This is a genomic window from Flavobacterium amniphilum (genome assembly GCF_023634845.1).
In the GTDB taxonomy this organism is placed as follows: domain Bacteria; phylum Bacteroidota; class Bacteroidia; order Flavobacteriales; family Flavobacteriaceae; genus Flavobacterium; species Flavobacterium amniphilum.
Genome location: NZ_JAMLJL010000003.1, coordinates 348334 through 366235, shown reverse-complemented (window position 1 = coordinate 366235; position 17902 = coordinate 348334). Strand labels below are relative to the sequence as shown.

Below are 17902 nucleotides of genomic sequence, written 5' to 3'. Positions count from 1 at the left end.
GGTTATGGCTTGATATTATTAATTTTGCAGCCTAAATAAAAACAAAAACCCCAAATTATCATGATTAAAAAAATGATGTTGGCTGCATGCTTAACTGTAACAGTATCAGCTTTCGCTCAAACACCGGATGCTTCTGCACAAGGTGCACAAAATGACAAAAAAGGTATGTATTTCAAAGTTGGAGGATCTTACTTTATACAAACCGCTGCAACTGAATTCCCAATAGTTTCAGGGCAATTACCTAATACAGATATTTATGCTGCTGATGGTACTACTTTAGTTTCAAGAGAGACTAACCATGGATCTTTTGGAGAAGGTTTCCGTGGTAGTTTAACTGCAGGTTACCGTTTTTCAAACTGTTTCGGAGTTGAAATGGGTGTAAACTATTTCAGAGGAAACAATAAAACGATGGTACAAACTGTACATAGATTAGTGGCTGCAGGACCAACTTTCGTTGACGGAACTGCTGTGGGTAGAATCAAAGCTTTGGATTTATCTCCTGCATTGGTTTTATTCTTAAACGAAACCAGTGGTTTGGAGCCTTATACTAAAGTTGGTGTTATCGTACCTGTTTACGGTGACTTGACTATCGAAACTAACCGTACTTATACAAACCCGGGTGGTGTTACTAAAGCGTATGCAAAAGACGTTGTAAAACCAAACCCAACTATCGGTTTCATGGCTGCAGTTGGTACTTCTTATAAATTAACAGAGAAGTTGTCTGCTTTCGCGGAAATCGAATACCGTAACTTTACAGTTAGCGGAAAAACTAAAGAAACTGAGATCTATACTGAAAACGGAGTAGATAGATTACATACACCAACTGCTTTCCGTCCTGATGCTTCTTATTCTGCAAGTCACGTAACTTACGTGGATCAAATTAACAGCAGCTCTAACAGCCCGTTAATTAATCCTGATACGTCAACTTCTTATACAGGTGATACAACAAGACCAAATGATGCGATGAATGAAATCAGTTCATTCGTTGGAATCAGTGGTTTAGGATTAACACTTGGATTGAAATATAGCTTATAATATTTAAGTGATTATACTTAGAAAGGAGACCAAATGGTCTCCTTTTTTTATATTGAAATAGTAATAATGGTTCCTGATTCAGAATGGGTGCTAACGCTTATTTCTGCATTGATGGTTTTGGCCAGATCACGGATAAGATGCAGTCCCAATCCCGAAGAAATACCGGTAATGGTAGTTTCATCGTAAAGAGCCTTAAATTGTTCGCTTGTACTGCCTGGGCCATTGTCACTGATGGAAAGTACAGTTTTGTTATTCTCGGTGTAGGCTTTCCATTCTATTTTTGGGTCTTCTGTTTTTTCAAGAGCTTTAATGGCGTTTCCGGTAAGATTTCTGATAATGGTTTTCAGATAGTTTTCATCGGTATATAATTCAATCTTTTCAGGGTTGTTGTACGTAATTGATATTTTTTCAATGTTTGAAAAATGTTTGGCAGTATCAACAAACAGTGAATTTATAGTTATATTTTGGGGTACTGGCTCAAAATGCTCCATCTGGCTTTTGCTCCATAACAACAGATCTTCCATGGATGATAACAAATTTTCGGCACCGGCAGTGGTTTTCTGTTTAAGCCTTTTTTCGCTTTCTTCATCCAGTAATTCGGGATGGTTTTCCTGCAAATATAAAAAGTGGATCAAATTGGCCACAGGACCTCTCAAATCATGATTGATAATACTGAAAAAGCGGGCTTTGGTCTTATTGGCTTGATCTAATTCCGAATTTAAAAGCTGAAGCTTCCGGTTAGTCCTTCTTCTGTTTATATTCTGCATATAAAGTAATCCGGCAATAGTTAATAGAAGAACAAACCCAATTCCCAAGTATATCTGTGTCTTTCTTGTGTTTTCTATTTGAAGGTTTTTAACTTTGTTTTCCGCAGAAAGCAGGTTTATTTTCTCCTGTTTGGTTCTGTTCTGAAATTGGGCTTCCGCATTGGCAATGGTTTGCTTCGCCGATTCGTTCAGCATGGTTTCGTTAGCTTTGGTGTAAATGTTTTGATATTCAAAAGCCTTTTTCCAGTCGCCTAATTGGGAGTAACTCTCCGATAACAATTGGTTGATAATAATGAAGGAATTTTTATCAAACTCAAAGGCATGGGTTGATGCCTGTTGAAGTATGACGATTGCTTTTTCAAATTGTTTTTGTCTGAAAAGAAGTTTGCCTTGTGTTACCTGTGCTTCCATCAAAATTTCTTCATCATTCGATTTTTCGGCAAACTGTAGGGCTTTTTTTCCAAAAATAACCGCTTTAGGAATATTGTTTTTGGATATAAAGTATTCAGCCATATGGCGGTTGGCAGAACTAACACTGATGTGCAATGAATCTTCTTTGGATACTAACCGGTAAATATTATTGTAGTATTTTGTAATACTGTCCAGGTTCTGTTTTCCGGTGTAGCATTTTATAAAATCGTTATATAGAAATGCCAGGGAATTGGGAGACCCTTTCATGTACGGTTTGGCATAATCGGAATATTCTATTCCTTTGTCAAACTGCTTCATTTTGATATAGGCCTGACCAATCTGTGAATAAGAAATACCAATATTAACGATATTACTCGCATCATCTTTTGGGAATTTCTTTCGGTATTCGATAGCTTTCAGTTTGTAACCTATGAATGGTTCTATTTCAGATTTGTCAAGATAGTATTCGCCTAAACTACCATTAAGGATACCTTGTGTGTAAACGCTTTTAGTAGTGTCCAAGACTTGTTTGATATAGCGGATGAGTTCCTCTCTTTTTTGAAATTGTTTTGTAGAGTAGTATAAATAGCTCAGCCGCATGATGGCCAAAGTTTCTTCTTTTAAGTTTTGATGTTTTTTGGCATATTTCCAAGAAGATTCAAAATAGGGAATAGCCTTTTCATATTGGTTATTATCGTATTCATAACCATAGGCTTTATAAAAACTGAATCGGGAAAGTAAATAAGAATCATTTTTTGACAAAGAAATTCCTTTCTCAGCTACTGTAATTAGGTTTCTGTAGTTTTCATTTTTTTTAATGGTTTCGCATTCTTCTAATAATTGAATGGCTGCCTTGTTCCGGGATTGCCCGAATAATGAAATTGGAAGTAAGAGTAAAACCAAAGTGATTTTTCTCATGTAATCAAACTTAAATTGTCTTTGTAGCTTCTTCCGACAGGTATTGAAATGTTGTTGTTCAATTCTATCTCCTGGGTGCCAATTTTCTTAACATATTGTTTTTGTACCGCAAAACTTCTGTGAATCCTAACAAATGACTGAAAGTGATTTTCTTTCAATAAGGTTCCTATACTCGAAAGAACACAGTGTTTCTTATGGTTTGTGACAACTAAAGTATAGTCTTTGAGAGCTTCCAGATAAAGAATTTCATGAAGCTTGACTTTGGTTTGTTCATGACCTTCTTTAATGTAAATGGTGTCACCTCCGATGCTTGATTCAAATAATTCGGCCTTTTGCCTGATTTCCAAAAACTCTTCAATCCTTTTAACGGTATTTTTGAAACGGTCACTTTTCAGTGGTTTGATAATAAAATCAAGGGTTTCATAATCAAAACTTTCAACGGCATGTTCAGGATGTGCCGTTATAAAAACACAAACCGGTATCTGTGCAGCACTTTTTCTGATTTCAAATCCACTGCTTTCAGGCATGTCAATGTCAAGGAACAGTACATCAATTTTTTCTTTATTGATCAGTTCCAAAGCGTCTTCCGCATTGTCGAAAGCTCCCATTAGATTTAATTGGGGGAACTTCTTGACATTCGAAATTGTCATCAGCCTGTCTATCTCATCGTCATCAACAATGATGCAGTTTATTAGCTTCATAATAATAGTTCTTGCCTAAATATATAAAAAATGCAAATGATGTAAAAATGTCATTCGTCTATTTTAATTGTCGTTCGTATATCGGTGTTTTTTTCGTGGGAAAACCCGTTGCAAATTTGGCTTAAAATTTTGTTAAAAACAATTGGTAAACCTTTTAAACACTGATAATTATAAATTTTGCATTTCATCGGTTTTATCTGCTTTTTATCGGCTTTTTTACAAAAAACAAATGAACAAACTATGAGAAGGATTAGATGGGCAATGGTTATTTTTTTTCTTTTAACCAGTGGAATAGTACCAAAAGTATTTTCGCAGGACCTGGAAACAATTACAGAGGAAAAACCGGTTGAGATTTCAGGAACTTTTTCTGCTTTTGGATCGTATTATGACGTTGATGGGATTGCTCCCCGCCGCAAAGATTTTTCCTGGTATTTTACTGGGAATCCGATTTTAAAATTGTACGGAATTGAAATTCCTTTTTCATTGACGGTAAGTGAGCAGGAACGTTCTTTCCGCCAACCGTTTAACCAGTTTTGTATAAGTCCGTCATATAAATGGGCCAAAGCACATCTGGGTTACACAAACCTGACTTGGTCACCTTTTACATGGGCAGGTCAAACTGCTATGGGTGTTGGGGTTGAATTAAATCCGGGTAAATTCCGTTTCGGTGCTTTGTACGGAAGACTCAACAGAGCTGTGGAAGAAGATTTAACATCTCCCGAAGCAATAACACCAGCTTACAAAAGAACCGGTTACGCCATGAAAGTAGGGTATGGTACTGAAACCAGCCATGTAGACCTGATTCTTCTTAAAGGTCAGGACGATGAAAATTCACTGAATACGGTTCCAACACAAACTGAGGTTTTAGCGGCCGAGAATATCGTTGCCGGGATATCGTCAAAGATGAAATTTACAGATCATTTATTCTGGGATTTTGACGTGGCTTCAAGCGTGTACACTAGAGATGTCAATGCTGCTGATTTTGCAACTGATGATAACTCACCAGTCAAAAAATTTGAATCGATAATGGAAATCAATACCTCTTCACAATGGTATAATGCTTATCAGACCGAAGTACGATACGAAGAGAAGACTTATAAAATAAAAGCAAAATACCGTCGTGTTGAACCGGATTTTCAGAGTATGGGTGCCTATTATTTTCAAACGGATGTCGAGAATATTACATTGGAGCCATCAGTTTATTTGTTAAAGAATAAATTGAAAATTACCAGTAGTGTTGGGCGTCAGCGCGATAATTTAATGGATAAAAAATCGTATACAACAAAAAGATTCATTGGTAATGTCGGTTTGGATTGGACGATTTCACAGAAATTCGGTTTTAATGCTATGTATGCTAATTTTTCAGGTGAACAAGGGAAAGGATTGAAAATCCCAAATCAGGCGACACAGCAATCGTATGTTTCCCAAAATATGGTTGTGATGCCAAGGCTGACTTTTGTAAAAGAGAAATTGACTCATTTCCATACTTTAATGTTGAACAAACAATGGATGACCGACAAAAATCCGAATACGGCAAACTTAACCGAATACCAAGTTGATAACCTAAACTATAACAGCAATTTTGTTTTTAATAAGTCGGGGTTTATGGTAGGAGTGAATTACCTGCTTTCGATCTTTAATTCGGATGCCAATACAAACCGTTTAAACGGAGTAGGCTTGAATGTTGCCAAACCTTTTTTTGAGAATAAAATGAATTTGAGTCTTAGTGCTAACGGAACCCAACAAAAACTGAACGGGGAACCTTTTGCCGATATTATAAACGTCACCCTTCAAAATACTTACAATTTGAACCAGCATCATGGGTTGACATTAAGAGGAACTTACCTTGATAACAAAGCTAAAAACGGAACCGGGGTTTCGTTTAACGAGTACAATATAGATTTAGGTTACACCTACACATTTTAATAATTGGGGATTATGAGAAATAATTTGAAATTTTTAAGTTTTATACTGTTGCTGATGACGCAGTTAATCTGGTCGCAAACACCAACAGTTAACGTCACGGTACAAGTATTGCCGCCTTATTCAACCTATTTGCCGGATTATGTAAATAGTTCGAATAAGGTATTGCTTACATTGATGTCTTACACGAATGCAAGTGTAAAGTTGAAGGCTACCATAACCGGTGATAATGGAATTACAGTGGCTACTTCTGATAGCTACAGACCAGCTACGCCACTTCAGCTTACAGCATATCAATCAAAAATGCTGACGGGGTTGGATTTAAGAAACTATTTGGAATTCAACTCTGTTACGGTTTCAGGAATCAGTAAAAGCGAACTGTTTAGAGGTTCTGGTATTCCAGAAGGGAATTACACATTGTGTGTGCAGGTTTTGGATTATAATACCGGAGCTGTTTTAAGCAGTTCTGAACCGCTAGGGTGTAGTAATTCATTCAATATTGAACAAATTACTCCGCCTCAACTGGTTTCACCAAGATGTGATGAACCAATTATGGCTGGAAATATCCAGAATGTCATTTTTTCATGGTTACCTTCGGCTGTTGCGCCTGTGGGAAGTCAGTATAAGTTGAAAATCGTGGAACTGATTCCGGCAACCCGTAATCCTAACGAAGCCATGAACAGTGCTACAACTCCGGCTTTCTTTGAAACAACAACTACTGCTTTTTCTTTTGTTTATGGTCCTGCACAGCCTCAGTTACGCAAAGGAAAAAAATATGCATGGCGTGTGACCTTGCTTCCGGCAGGTGTAAGAGGCGGGACTCCATTGAATGTTCAGAACAGAGGAAACAGTGAGGTTTGCAGTTTTGAATATAAAGGAGAAGAAATTGTAGTAATTGCCCAAAGCCAAAACACAAATTTCGGATTAAAGCCGGTTTATCCAATCAACCATCAACAGGTTTCAAGCGGTTACGGATTTAACTTTTCATGGACTCCGTCTAAAAATCCGAATGTAAAATCGTATCAGGTGCAAACCACAGATCAGATTAATGATAAGAAAACCATTAAGGAATGGAGTGAAGTATCTGAGGATTTGTTTGCTGATCAGTATAATTATTATCCATTGGATGCCCAACTTAATCTTACAGTTACCATGCAGGCAAAATGGGCGACAAAGAAAGGAAAGAATGCGTGGCGTGTGGTTGCTTTGGATGCCAATAAAAAAATAATTGAAAAGAGTACCATCGAAACTTTTGAAATTACAGACGCACCTTTAACAGAAAGGATAAAACTAATTTCACCTATTAACGGGAAACAGATTTCCGGTGGGGAAAATATGACCTATGCCTGGACGGCTTCAAAAAACAAAACCGTGCAGGAGTATATTATTCAATGGAAATATATCAAAAATAAAAGTGAAGTCAGTGAAAAACTGTTTTCAAATACTGATTTCAACGGCTCTCTCGGTCCTTTTAAAGAAACCAGTTTTAGCTTTAAAACTCAGGTGGATCAAGATAAGAACTTAATGGCCTGGCGAGTTTTGGCAATCGTTAACGGAATGATGGTGGATAGCAGTCTTCCTGATTATGTTGAGTTTGTGGAAGATAATTCGGAGTTGGCTAATCTCAAAAGTTTAGTTATCAATGGGTATAATATACAGGTGACGAAAGTGAATGATAAAAATCAGGATTCTTTCGCAGGTCAGGGGAAAATATTGCTTTGGGAAGGTGGAAAAGAAGTTACATGCTGGTTTAAAGATTTGAAAGTAAGACCGGTTGCGTATTTTCCAAAGCTTAAAAAATACCAATGGGCTGTTGTCAGTGGAACAATCGATATGAACACAAAAGGGATATTCCCGAGTAACCGCATCGATTTGAGTACGAATAAAGATTGTGAAGGCGCTTTCCAATTGGCATTGAACAGTATGAAACTGACCGCTAAACTCGAAGGGGACATGGATGCCGAAAATAAACTTTTTAAAGTCAGTAAAGATTCCGGAATCACCGAAGGTAAAGTGTCAATGAAATGGTTTTCAAACTGGTTCATCTGGCAGTCTGGTTCTAACAGTACAAACCAGCAATATGAATTTGAAACAGCTACTGACGGTACTTTGGCCATGAGTTTTGCTGATAAGTTTGACGGTTCGGTAATGCTGAAAAGCAAGAATATGCAAAATTTGGAAAATTCAGGGATTGGTGTCGATTTTGATCCGGTGGAAGGCATAAAGGTCAATGTAAAAAAACTGGAAGCTTCGACGAGTCTGACCGGAAAGATAAAAGTGCCAAAAGCAATGCCAACGAGTATGATTGATAATAATTTTGCGGTTTTGAACATTCCTTTCAAAGAGCAGAAGAATTTGAATTTCCGTTATGAATTTGCTACGCCAATGAAATGGAAAATCAATGAAGACGGATCTGTTTATGCTAAAGTAACTGAAACTTATGTGCATCTTTCAGATGACGGACGGATTGAATCTAAATTTGAAGGATATACTAACGGATTGAACTTTGATAAATTTGGTATTGAAGTTAATTTGCCCCAAAAACAGGGAGCGACTAAAAAATCAGTTCTGGACTTATCTTTCGATAAAGTACACAATTGTGGAAAAGGATATACCACAAATACTAAACCTGGAGTTGAAACTAAAAATACGGCCGACATTGCCGGTTTTACGTCAAAGTTGAGCAAATCTTCTTTCATGATCAAGAATAATAAATTGATTTTTCTGAATGTAGAAGGTAAATTGTACGCGCCTCTAATGAATGACTGGGCTGGATTAATGATTAATGTTGATGATAAGAAGATCCAGGAAATTAACCTGAGTTTCGATTACAATAAAAAATATTATCTGCATAAAAACACTTCGGGAAGTTATGCTTATATGACGATCTGGTCAGGTAGACTTGAAGGAAATGCGATTGTGGTTTCGCCTAATCTGACTGTTGAAAATTCGGAAGATAAAGGTTTTGAAACAAATAACATGAGCATGTGTGATATGCATATCAACGCTTCAGGTGCGGTTTCGTTTGACGGTAATTTTGCCGATAATTCTGAATCGGTTTGTGAAGGATTTAAAAGATGGGCTAAATATTACCGTTTCAGTTACGGCATTGATAAAATGAAAATCAAGCGGAGTACGGTAAAAACAGATGCGCAGTTTTTATTCTCAGGAGATTTGGTCTTAGGAGAAAAAATCGGAACGACTACTAAAAAAGAAATGGGCTTCGTGTATCACGGTAACGAACCAAAACCTAACACGTTTGATGTGACTGCCGATTATAATACAAATCCGAATTATTCAAATCAGACGAATCCAGCTCTTAACGATACAAAACCGCCTAAAAATATTTTTAAAGGACCAAGCTCTGAGGATGAACATTATATTTCTGCACTGGAAAATTCCCTTGAAATTTCGGATGACGGAAAAGCTGTAAACGGTGGTTATGAAGATGGTGCCCAAAAATTTGGAGGCGGCTTCAAAATCGTAACCGGGGATCAGACCTGGGGGAATTATTTTGAACTGGGAGGTTATTATGAAGCGAAAGAACCCGATGCCAAAGAATTACAGGCAAAAATGATTTTAGGAAAAACACTGGCAAATAATGGAAACTATACCTATTGGTTCTTTGAATTTAAACAAAAAGGATTCGTTGCTGTTCCAATTGTGCCGGGTATTCTCGAGGCACATGGTTTCGGAGGAAAGGCGTATTATCATATCCAGCCAACGTATAATAATTTAGGACAGATTACAGATATGAACCCGAATAAGAGTTATTCTTTGGGTATCGCTGCAGAAGCCGATGTGCGAACAGCTTACGATCAGGGAGCAACATTGCACGGACATGTTCAGGTAGTAACACAGTTTAAAGGATGGAGTATCGACGGAATTGATTACTTCGTAAAAGGTGATGCAATTGCCCAAAATAGTAACAGTTCAGGTTTGTTACAGGCGCGATTGAACGGTAAGTTAAATTGGGTTGATAAATACCTTGACGGAAAAGGCCAAATTTGGGGCGGTATCAAAGATATTGTGTGTATTAATGAAGGAGCAGCTAACGAAGATGCTATAAGTTTCCATTTTGGAGCAGATAATTTTTACCTGAACGTAGGAAGTAAAGAAGCGCCAATTACAGCTGAAATCATGTGCGGAAGTGGATTTACTAACGGTATTTGGTTGAATTTTGATAAAACACACGTTGCTTTAGGATTTAATAATCATTACGATTCGGGCTGGAAAGGATTGGATTTGGGTATTGCCTCAGCTGAAGGGCGTTTGGTTTCTAATTTAGGAGCTTCACTGGATGTCAATTATTCCCCATTTCAGGCTACCGGTAAAGCATGGTTTAGCGGAAATGCTTACGGTAGAGGTTGTGTCGATTTCTGGGCGTTTGAAGGTTGTATCGGTGGAGGTTGCGGTGTTTCGGCTGATTTGGTAGTTTCCATGCCTAATCCGGTTGTTTTTGACGGAAGTGTGGTGTGTGATGTTCACCGCTGGATTCCAAACTTTACCCTGCATGCACGCTGGTCGTCAAACGGAGGATTCAGTATTAGTCTGTAATAGATTTTAAAAGTAAAAAGATGAAAAAGATATATATAGTTACTGTTTTGTTTTTGATGTCATTGGTTGTTAATGCACAGGATTATAAATTATTTGGCGCGACTAACGGAAATAAAGTGCAATTAAAATGGATGTCAAAAAACCTGAAAGGAAATACGTCTTTTGATATTTTCAGAAGTGAATCCGGCAGCTCATGGCAAAAACTGAATTCCAGTCCGATTGTACCTTCGGCATTAATTGCTGAAGCAGAATTGAAGACGCCAAAAAATCCGTTCCCAAAGGATAAATCGTATGAATTTTATATTCAAAGCAAGAATACAAAAGCAACAGATCCTAATAAAAGAGCATATGTAAATTACCAGTTGGCTCTTGCGGCTATTTTTGACAATCAAACGGCTAAGCATTTAGGGATTTTCTTTGAAGATAATGCGGTTGTCTCGGGCAAAAGGTTTAATTATAAATTAGTTGATAATCAATCCGGAAAGGAGATTTCTGTTCTTAACGGATTAGTGGCGGGTGAAATTCCTTTAGCACCAAAAAACACAAAAGCGGCTCAGGAAAAGCAAAATGTAAAAATGTCATGGGAAACCAATGAAGATTTTATGGGTTACAATGTGTACCGTGACGGAATCAAAATCAATAGCGAACCCGTGATGGCAAATCTTGAGAAAAGCGGTTATCAGTCGGGTTATACCGATGTAAATGTTGTACAGGGAAGCCATGTTTATACAGTGAAAGGAATTACGATGCTGAATACCGAAAGTCAGGCTTCGGCTGAAATAAAAATAGAAGTTAAAGATGCAACAGCACCTGTAGTGGTAAAAGGATTTAAAGCCGAACGTAAAAATGATGAGGTTGTGTTGAGTTGGTTAGCTTCATTGGATAAAGATCTTGCCGGATATCATGTTTTGAAAAGCACCGATAAAGGCAAGACTTTTAAAAGGATTAACTCTGAAATCATTTCGGAAACCAAGTTTGTCGAAAAATTAGACGAAACTGCTTTTGGTTCTTTTCAATATCAGATTGAAGCTGTTGACAGATATAATAATGCCAGTAAAACAATACCGGCTAATGTTTTTGTTCCGGATCATAATGCGCCTGCCATGCCGAAGGAAGTGACATCAAAATCGGAACCGGGAAAAATAACCTTGTCATGGAGATCCAATTCTGAAAAGGATTTAGCAGGTTACCGTATTTACCGTGGATTGAAAGATGATGATGAAAACGAAATGCTGCTTTTAAACGTAAATCCGCAAATACAAACTGCTTTTGTGGATACTTTCAACGATAAAGCAGGAACTAAGTTCGTTTATAAAATTACCGCTATGGATAAATCATTTAATGAAAGTCCGCAAGCTGTTGTCTGGGTGCAATTGCCCGATGTTGTCGCGCCTCAGGCTCCTTTTTTACACGAAGCTAAATTTGAAAACGGTCAATTAAATTTAAAATGGAATGCTGTACATACCGATGCGATTTTAGGTTATGATGTCTATCAGGTTTACGAAGGAAGGGAAATGAAATTAAATACAGAACCAGTTAAAGAAGTATCGTTCAGTAGCGTGATACGCGAAAGAGGGCAACTGGAGTACTATATTAAAGCCATTGATTCGGCGAAGTTGGTTTCCAAAGCTTCTAATAAATTGGCTGTTGCCACGGCAGAAGGAAGAATGGAAACGATTAGATTGTCGGCTTCACAGGATGTAGCTTCTAAAAAAGTGCAATTAAGAATCGATGGGATATTACCAAATGAAGTTGCGGAAGTTAAGTTGTTCAAACGCAAAGGTGAAGCCGGTTTTGTAAGAATGCCGTTCGTGTTTTCGGAACGTGGTTTCACTGATGAAAATACTGAATTGGGAACTATTTATGAATATTTTGTTGAGGTAATCACGATTGACGGAGTTAAAATAAAATCGGAAAAAATTACGTTCAACAATTCGTAATCTAATGATTTAATTTATAAGACTATCAATAAAACTGATTTTCAATTGGCTTGCATTTAGAAATAAAATTCTATTTTTGTCCAACAATTAATAAAAAAATAAGATGGCACAAGCAATAACAGATGCTACTTTTGAAGAAGTAGTATTACAATCAAGCAAACCGGTATTAGTTGATTTTTGGGCAGCATGGTGTGGTCCTTGCCGTATGGTAGGTCCAATCATTGATGAGATTTCTTCAGAGTACGAAGGAAAAGCTGTGGTTGGTAAAGTAGACGTAGACGCAAATCAGGAATTTGCTGCTAAATACGGAGTTCGTAACATCCCGACTGTTCTTATTTTCCAAAACGGAGAAGTAGTTGGACGTCAGGTAGGTGTTGCTCCAAAAGACACTTACACTAAAGCTATTGATGCATTATTGTAATATATGTATGTAAATAAAAAAAGCCTGACATAATTTGTCAGGCTTTTTTTTATCCATGATAGACTCTTGACGCTATGATTTTTCCGTCGCGGACTTCCAATACTTCGGCAACCAGCATGTCTTCTTCTCCTTCTACCTTACGTACATATTCCATGAAAACACGGTCGCTGTTGGCGGTCAAGGAAGTTACTTTGTAATTTAAACTCGGTAATCGGTCAAAGGCATCCTGCCACCATACACGCATCGCTTCTTTCCCAATAATTAATCCCTGGGTTTCAGGTTGGCGGATTTTTAATTTCGGACTGAAATGTTGAGCTTCATCGTCATAAAGCGTTAATAATTTTTCTAACTGTTTGGTGTTAAATGCATCAAACCAACGGTATGCTATTGACTGTAAATTTTCAGGACTCATTTTTACTGATATTATACTTCAAATATAAGGATTCTTAAAAATGTAAATCAAAAAATATAAGAAAATTCCTTCTTTTAAGATTTAAAATAAGTTTATCAGATTTATAGGTATATTGTCGAGTATATTTTACAAAAACGCTTATAATCAATAAATTAGGGTATTCTAAAGTTTGTTGGTATGAAAAAAATAGCATTGGCCTTGTTTTTGCTGTGCAGGATTATGGTTTTCTCCCAGGAAGCCATTAATGCTTCGGGAGGAAATGCTTCAGGTTCAAATGGTAATGTGAATTATTCGGTTGGTCAGATTGCGTATTCTTCTTATTCCGGGAACGGATTTGTCAATGAAGGAATCCAATTTCCTTTTGAAATCACAACTTTGGCTACTGATGAACATTCAGATGACAACCAAATTGCTTTATTCCCGAATCCAGTTTCTTATGAAATTAATCTGAAAGTCGGTTTTTTGATTGCCGAAGATCTGAAATTTGAGTTATATGATATAAACGGAAGGATTTTAGCTGAAGACTGGATAAGTCAAAATGAAATTCAAATTCCGATGGGTCAATATCCAAAATCAATTTACTTTCTGAGAATAAAAGACCAGAATAAGGAATTAAAGGTTTTCAAAATTATTAAAAACTATTAATCTTGATGTTATGGAAAAAAATAAACTCTTGATATACGTTTTTTTATTGTTTTCGGTAGGTTTGCTGTATGGGCAGGTGCCGGAAAAACTAAGTTATCAGGCCATAATACGTAATAACAGTAATGTGTTGGTGGCAAATAGTCCTGTAGGGATGCAAATTAGTATACTGCAGACATCGGCTTCCGGAACAGTTGTTTTTTCGGAAACGCATACGCCAACAACCAATGCTAATGGTTTGCTTTCATTGCAAATTGGAAACGGAACGCCGGTTTTGGGTAGTTTTTCGGCGATTAACTGGGCAAACGGACCGTATTTTGTTAAAACCGAAACAGATCCGGCAGGAGGAACAAACTACACTGTTACAGGAACAAGTCAGCTGCTGTCTGTTCCTTATGCGCAATTAGCGGAAAATGTTTTAAATCCGAAATTTTCTGCTTCAGTATCAAGTTATAGTAATACTTCTTTGGCTAAAACAGCAAGGAATTTATGGCAAGATGATCCAAATATAAATGTTGTTGTTCCGGAGGCGGGAAAATATTTGCTTATGTTTTATGGAAGTGCTTTCAATGATAATGAAACTATCATTGGTGTTGATTCCAGTTATGATAATAATTGCTATGTTAGGGTTTATAATTCTACTGCTGCGACAGAACTTGTTAATGAAGTGGCTATTGAGCTTTATTTTGATCAGTTTGGAAGTAATAATATAAAAAGAAAATACAATCTCGTGAGGCCTTCTAAATCGGTGTTTGTTAATTTAAATGCGGGTGATGTACTGAAGCTTCAATATATTGTATATGGATTCGGAACACCACTGCCAAGCGGAACCTGGTATATCGGTAACGGGGGAGTATCAATTCTGAAAATCGGAAATTAATAAACTTTTTAAACCATTGATCTTTTCAATATATTTGAAGAATGAAGATCGACACGCAAATACAGAAGATTTCAAGTTTCCAGCATTTGGAATTGTTGGCGAACCAAATCGTTGAAGGTTTTATTTCGGGAATGCATAAATCGCCTTTTCATGGCTTCTCAGCGGAATTTGCCGAACATAAAATTTACAATTCGGGAGAAAGCACGAAGCATATCGACTGGAAATTATTTGCCAAAACCGATCGTTTGTACACGAAGCGTTTTGAAGAAGAAACCAATTTACGTTGCCATCTTATCATTGATAATTCGTCTTCCATGCATTATCCGAAGCTGAATGACGGCCAGTTTTTTTATGAAAACAAAATTGGATTTTCGGTTCTGGCTTCAGCGGTTTTAATGAATTTGCTGAAGAAACAGCGTGATGCAGTGGGGCTCAGTATTTATTCTGATTCATACGAATATTATGCTCAGGAAAAAGGAAGTGAACGCCATCACCGGATGTTGCTGAATCAATTGGAACAGGTTTTACAGTCTTCCAAAGTGTCTAAAAAAACAGATGCCATTACTTTTTTGCATCAGATAGCCGAAAAAATCCACCGCCGCTCTATGATTATATTGTTTACCGATATGTTTCAGGGAGAAGATGATGAACGCTTGTTTAAGGCGCTACAGCATTTAAAACACAATAAGCATAAGGTGGTTTTGTTTCATGTGATTGATAAAAAAACAGAGTTCAGTTTTAATTTTGACAATACACCGCGTAAATTTATCGATCTTGAAACCGGTGAACAGGTTAATCTGTTTGCTGAGAATGTCAAAGACGATTACGAAAAATTAGTTCAGGGTTATTTTGAAAAGGTTGCCAATACCTGTGCGATGTATAAAATTAAGTATGTTCCGGTATCTGTTGATGAGAAATTTGAAAAAATATTAACGACGTATTTAGTTGAAAAACAAAAGTTTGGTTAGTGTTTAAAATAAAAGTTTTATTTTTTTTTGAAAAACACTTGCAGAAATGAAAAACGGTTGTATATTTGCAACCGCAATAAAGCACTGGTTTGGTAGTTCAGTTGGTTAGAATACATGCCTGTCACGCATGGGGTCGCGGGTTCGAGTCCCGTCCAGACCGCCAGAAAAAGAGGAAGCTCCGTTAAATACGGAGCTTTTTTGCCCTCTTAAGATATTTAAGATTAGTTGTGTTGTTTAATCCCGGGTTAAATCGGGATGGTTTAGTAGTTAGACCAATGAAAAGCTTTCCATTTGATTGGAGGGCTTTTTTATTTTTATGCCGGTTTATGTTTTGCGTTTATATTATTTATTCGTTATCAAAAGATGTTTATTATAAAGGGTTTACATCTGATTTAGAAACCAGACTTGCAAAGCATAATGCAGGTGTGAGCAATTATACATCTTCAGTTTGTGATTGGGAATTGGTTTTTTCTATGTCTTTCGAAAGTAAGGCAGAAGCTTTGAAAGAAGAGAAGAGGTTGAAGAGACTTAATCGGGCTTCTATTGAGAGGCTAGTTCAGAAAAAAGACAATCGGGATGGTTTAGTAGTCTCGTTGTTAACAACGAGATGAAAAGCTTTCCATTTGATTGGAGGGCTTTTTATTTTTATGCCGGTTTTGTTTTTGGGTCCGTGTAATTTATTTCGTTTTGAAAACCGTTTAGTGTAAGGAAGTTACATTTGGAGCAATAAAAAATATTGGAAAGATGAGTGCTTTATGATTAAAAACACTTGCAGAAATGAAAAACGGTTGTATATTTGCAACCGCAATAAAGCACTGGTTTGGTAGTTCAGTTGGTTAGAATACATGCCTGTCACGCATGGGGTCGCGGGTTCGAGTCCCGTCCAGACCGCCAGTAAAAAGGAAGCTCTTCATTTGAAGGGCTTTTTTATTTCTATAATTCTTGGAAGGTTAGAATATATGCCTGTCACACATGGGGCGGGTTCGAGTCCTCTCGTCATCAGACGAGACCAGAAAAAATGAAGCTCCGTATTAACGGAGCTTTTTTATTTTGTAAAATTGGAATCTACCGGTTTTTAAAAAAGAAGACTTTTGTAATCCCAGGCGACATAAATAAAAGTCCCTAAGAAAGCTATGCAAACCACAAACTTGATAAAAGTGGATGCAAGAAAACCGATAAACGATCCGGTGGCAGCTTTCAAAGCGCGTTGATGGTCTTGTTTGTCGTAATATAGTTCTCCAATGAATGCTCCCACAAATGGACCAATTATAAATCCGAAAGGTATGGGGGAAATTAAGCCGACAATCAATCCTATATTAGTCCCCCAGATGCCGTATTTACTTCCTCCAAACCGTTTTGTGTCTTTGGCTGGGATTACATAATCCAATATGGTAACAATTATTGTGATAAAAAGGGTGATTCCAAGTATCCAGTAATTGTCGGGAATTGATTCTGTTAAATACAACAGCAATAAACCAATCCAGCTTAATGCGGGTCCTGGTAATGCAGGCAGGAAACTGCCAAAGACGCCAACGACAGAGCAAATCAGTCCTATAATTAACAATGTTGAATCCATATTACTATTTTTATTACTTTTGACACTAAATATAAACATTTATAAATTACCTCCACTTGCTGTCACAAATGAAAAAAATTGGTCTTCTTATCGCTGTATTCCCATTAATACAAAGCTGCCAGTATTTTGAAAAAAATGTTCCTGCAAAAGAGGAATTACTACAAAAAGAGCTCAATAAAATTAATTGGGATGAAGTTGATGAATACCCGTCAACAACAGAATGTGATTCCATTACAGATAAATTGCAGCGTAAACAATGTTTTTTTGATTACGTTTCCTCTCAACTGGAATTGCATCTGAACAATGATACCATAAAATCATTATATCCGAAACAAGACACGTTGAAAGTAAAAGTTACCGTGTTGCCTGATGCCATGATTACTTTTGTGTCTCATTTTGATATTGATACACTTTCTTTTGATAAAGTGAAAGCTGATAGTGTTTTACAGTCCAAACTTTCAGATTTTCCTCTAATGGAACCGGCTATCAAAAGAGGTATCAAAGTGAAATCTGAATTTATTATTCCTGTTGTTTTAAAATAAAAGATTATTTTTTTGAACGGATTCTCTGGATGTTCAGATAAATGCTGTAAATGAAAAATAGGGCGCTGGCAATTAATCCGATGGATTTAAAAGTGTGGTGGTCTCTTAATGCTGTTAAGGATATGGTTAAAAGCATTAAACCGATTACGACAAATTTTGTTCCTTTTTTGTTTGTGTTTTGAAGTTGATTTTCCATTTGTTAAATTTCT

The 17902-nt window shown here is 36.9% G+C and carries 15 protein-coding genes and 2 tRNA genes; 12 read left to right on the top strand and 5 right to left on the bottom strand.

All coding sequences use genetic code 11. The features are described from left to right. Positions 1-60: 60 nt before the first annotated feature. Complete coding sequence (locus NAT51_RS05395; protein WP_250596175.1) at positions 61-1035, top strand: outer membrane beta-barrel protein; 975 nt, start codon at positions 61-63, stop codon at positions 1033-1035. Positions 1036-1082: 47 nt separating this feature from the next. On the opposite strand, the gene NAT51_RS05390 is transcribed toward NAT51_RS05395, so the two are convergent. Both NAT51_RS05390 and NAT51_RS05385 read right to left on the bottom strand, forming a co-directional pair. Continuing rightward, entirely contained in the window at positions 1083-3131 is a 2049-nt protein-coding gene (locus tag NAT51_RS05390; protein WP_250596173.1) for an ATP-binding protein, read from the bottom strand. Then, a complete protein-coding gene (locus NAT51_RS05385; protein ID WP_250596171.1) occupies positions 3128-3832 on the bottom strand; it encodes a LytR/AlgR family response regulator transcription factor in 705 nt (234 codons plus the stop codon). The genes NAT51_RS05390 and NAT51_RS05385 overlap by 4 nt, the downstream gene beginning before the upstream one ends. 240 nt (positions 3833-4072) lie before the next feature. Between NAT51_RS05385 and NAT51_RS05380 the strand changes: the two genes are divergently transcribed. From NAT51_RS05380 to trxA, 4 genes are all read left to right on the top strand, one after another. Further along, positions 4073-5758 (top strand): hypothetical protein, encoded by a 1686-nt coding sequence (locus tag NAT51_RS05380; RefSeq protein WP_250596169.1) that lies wholly within the window; start codon positions 4073-4075, stop codon positions 5756-5758. A gap of 12 nt (positions 5759-5770) precedes the next feature. Continuing rightward, positions 5771-10312, top strand: a complete 4542-nt coding sequence (locus tag NAT51_RS05375; RefSeq protein ID WP_250596167.1) for a hypothetical protein — start codon at positions 5771-5773, stop codon at positions 10310-10312. Between the two features lie 20 nt (positions 10313-10332). Next, positions 10333-12252 (top strand): fibronectin type III domain-containing protein, encoded by a 1920-nt coding sequence (locus NAT51_RS05370; protein ID WP_250596161.1) that lies wholly within the window; start codon positions 10333-10335, stop codon positions 12250-12252. A gap of 103 nt (positions 12253-12355) precedes the next feature. Continuing rightward, positions 12356-12673 carry a thioredoxin gene (gene trxA, locus NAT51_RS05365; protein WP_250596159.1) on the top strand — a complete coding sequence of 106 codons (318 nt, stop codon included), beginning with the start codon at positions 12356-12358 and terminating at the stop codon, positions 12671-12673. 49 nt (positions 12674-12722) lie between these two features. Here trxA and NAT51_RS05360 read toward each other — a convergent pair whose 3' ends face one another. Continuing rightward, positions 12723-13085: a nuclear transport factor 2 family protein gene (locus tag NAT51_RS05360; protein WP_250596157.1), complete on the bottom strand. Its 363-nt coding sequence runs from the start codon at positions 13083-13085 to the stop codon at positions 12723-12725. Between the two features lie 177 nt (positions 13086-13262). Here NAT51_RS05360 and NAT51_RS05355 point away from each other — a divergent pair, with 177 nt between their 5' ends. The 6 genes from NAT51_RS05355 (at position 13263) to NAT51_RS05335 (ending at position 16469) form a co-directional block, all read left to right on the top strand. Beyond that, positions 13263-13730, top strand: a complete 468-nt coding sequence (locus NAT51_RS05355; protein WP_250596155.1) for a T9SS type A sorting domain-containing protein — start codon at positions 13263-13265, stop codon at positions 13728-13730. Between the two features lie 10 nt (positions 13731-13740). Further along, the gene (locus NAT51_RS05350) at positions 13741-14607 is read left to right on the top strand and encodes a hypothetical protein (protein WP_250596153.1); all 867 of its coding nucleotides are present in this window, start codon (positions 13741-13743) and stop codon (positions 14605-14607) included. Between the two features lie 41 nt (positions 14608-14648). Next, positions 14649-15575, top strand: coding sequence for a DUF58 domain-containing protein (locus tag NAT51_RS05345; RefSeq protein WP_250596151.1), 927 nt, complete (start codon positions 14649-14651; stop codon positions 15573-15575). Between the two features lie 86 nt (positions 15576-15661). Then, positions 15662-15738 (top strand) — tRNA-Asp (locus NAT51_RS05340). Positions 15739-15850: 112 nt separating this feature from the next. Beyond that, positions 15851-16186: a GIY-YIG nuclease family protein gene (locus NAT51_RS19795; protein ID WP_394799685.1), complete on the top strand. Its 336-nt coding sequence runs from the start codon at positions 15851-15853 to the stop codon at positions 16184-16186. Between the two features lie 206 nt (positions 16187-16392). Then, positions 16393-16469: transfer RNA gene (locus NAT51_RS05335), tRNA-Asp, on the top strand. Between the two features lie 181 nt (positions 16470-16650). Here the strand turns inward: NAT51_RS05335 and NAT51_RS05330 are convergent. Next, positions 16651-17151 carry a DUF456 domain-containing protein gene (locus tag NAT51_RS05330; RefSeq protein WP_250596149.1) on the bottom strand — a complete coding sequence of 167 codons (501 nt, stop codon included), beginning with the start codon at positions 17149-17151 and terminating at the stop codon, positions 16651-16653. A gap of 68 nt (positions 17152-17219) precedes the next feature. Between NAT51_RS05330 and NAT51_RS05325 the strand changes: the two genes are divergently transcribed. Then, a complete protein-coding gene (locus tag NAT51_RS05325; protein ID WP_250596143.1) occupies positions 17220-17693 on the top strand; it encodes a hypothetical protein in 474 nt (157 codons plus the stop codon). Between the two features lie 4 nt (positions 17694-17697). On the opposite strand, the gene NAT51_RS05320 is transcribed toward NAT51_RS05325, so the two are convergent. Beyond that, complete coding sequence (locus NAT51_RS05320) at positions 17698-17889, bottom strand: hypothetical protein (protein WP_250596141.1); 192 nt, start codon at positions 17887-17889, stop codon at positions 17698-17700. Positions 17890-17902: the final 13 nt, after the last annotated feature.

What these genes read in the sequence shown, in the direction of transcription:
- NAT51_RS05360 (WP_250596157.1), bottom strand. Translation starts at nt 13,085, where the DNA reads ATGAGTCCTGAAAATTTACAGTCAATAGCATACCGTTGGTTTGATGCA.
- trxA (WP_250596159.1), top strand. Translation starts at nt 12,356, where the DNA reads ATGGCACAAGCAATAACAGATGCTACTTTTGAAGAAGTAGTATTACAA.
- NAT51_RS05345 (WP_250596151.1), top strand. Translation starts at nt 14,649, where the DNA reads ATGAAGATCGACACGCAAATACAGAAGATTTCAAGTTTCCAGCATTTG.
- NAT51_RS05350 (WP_250596153.1), top strand. Translation starts at nt 13,741, where the DNA reads ATGGAAAAAAATAAACTCTTGATATACGTTTTTTTATTGTTTTCGGTA.
- NAT51_RS05370 (WP_250596161.1), top strand. Translation starts at nt 10,333, where the DNA reads ATGAAAAAGATATATATAGTTACTGTTTTGTTTTTGATGTCATTGGTT.
- NAT51_RS05325 (WP_250596143.1), top strand. Translation starts at nt 17,220, where the DNA reads ATGAAAAAAATTGGTCTTCTTATCGCTGTATTCCCATTAATACAAAGC.
- NAT51_RS05355 (WP_250596155.1), top strand. Translation starts at nt 13,263, where the DNA reads ATGAAAAAAATAGCATTGGCCTTGTTTTTGCTGTGCAGGATTATGGTT.
- NAT51_RS05390 (WP_250596173.1), bottom strand. Translation starts at nt 3,131, where the DNA reads ATGAGAAAAATCACTTTGGTTTTACTCTTACTTCCAATTTCATTATTC.
- NAT51_RS05330 (WP_250596149.1), bottom strand. Translation starts at nt 17,151, where the DNA reads ATGGATTCAACATTGTTAATTATAGGACTGATTTGCTCTGTCGTTGGC.
- NAT51_RS05375 (WP_250596167.1), top strand. Translation starts at nt 5,771, where the DNA reads ATGAGAAATAATTTGAAATTTTTAAGTTTTATACTGTTGCTGATGACG.
- NAT51_RS05320 (WP_250596141.1), bottom strand. Translation starts at nt 17,889, where the DNA reads ATGGAAAATCAACTTCAAAACACAAACAAAAAAGGAACAAAATTTGTC.
- NAT51_RS19795 (WP_394799685.1), top strand. Translation starts at nt 15,851, where the DNA reads ATGAAAAGCTTTCCATTTGATTGGAGGGCTTTTTTATTTTTATGCCGG.
- NAT51_RS05380 (WP_250596169.1), top strand. Translation starts at nt 4,073, where the DNA reads ATGAGAAGGATTAGATGGGCAATGGTTATTTTTTTTCTTTTAACCAGT.
- NAT51_RS05395 (WP_250596175.1), top strand. Translation starts at nt 61, where the DNA reads ATGATTAAAAAAATGATGTTGGCTGCATGCTTAACTGTAACAGTATCA.
- NAT51_RS05385 (WP_250596171.1), bottom strand. Translation starts at nt 3,832, where the DNA reads ATGAAGCTAATAAACTGCATCATTGTTGATGACGATGAGATAGACAGG.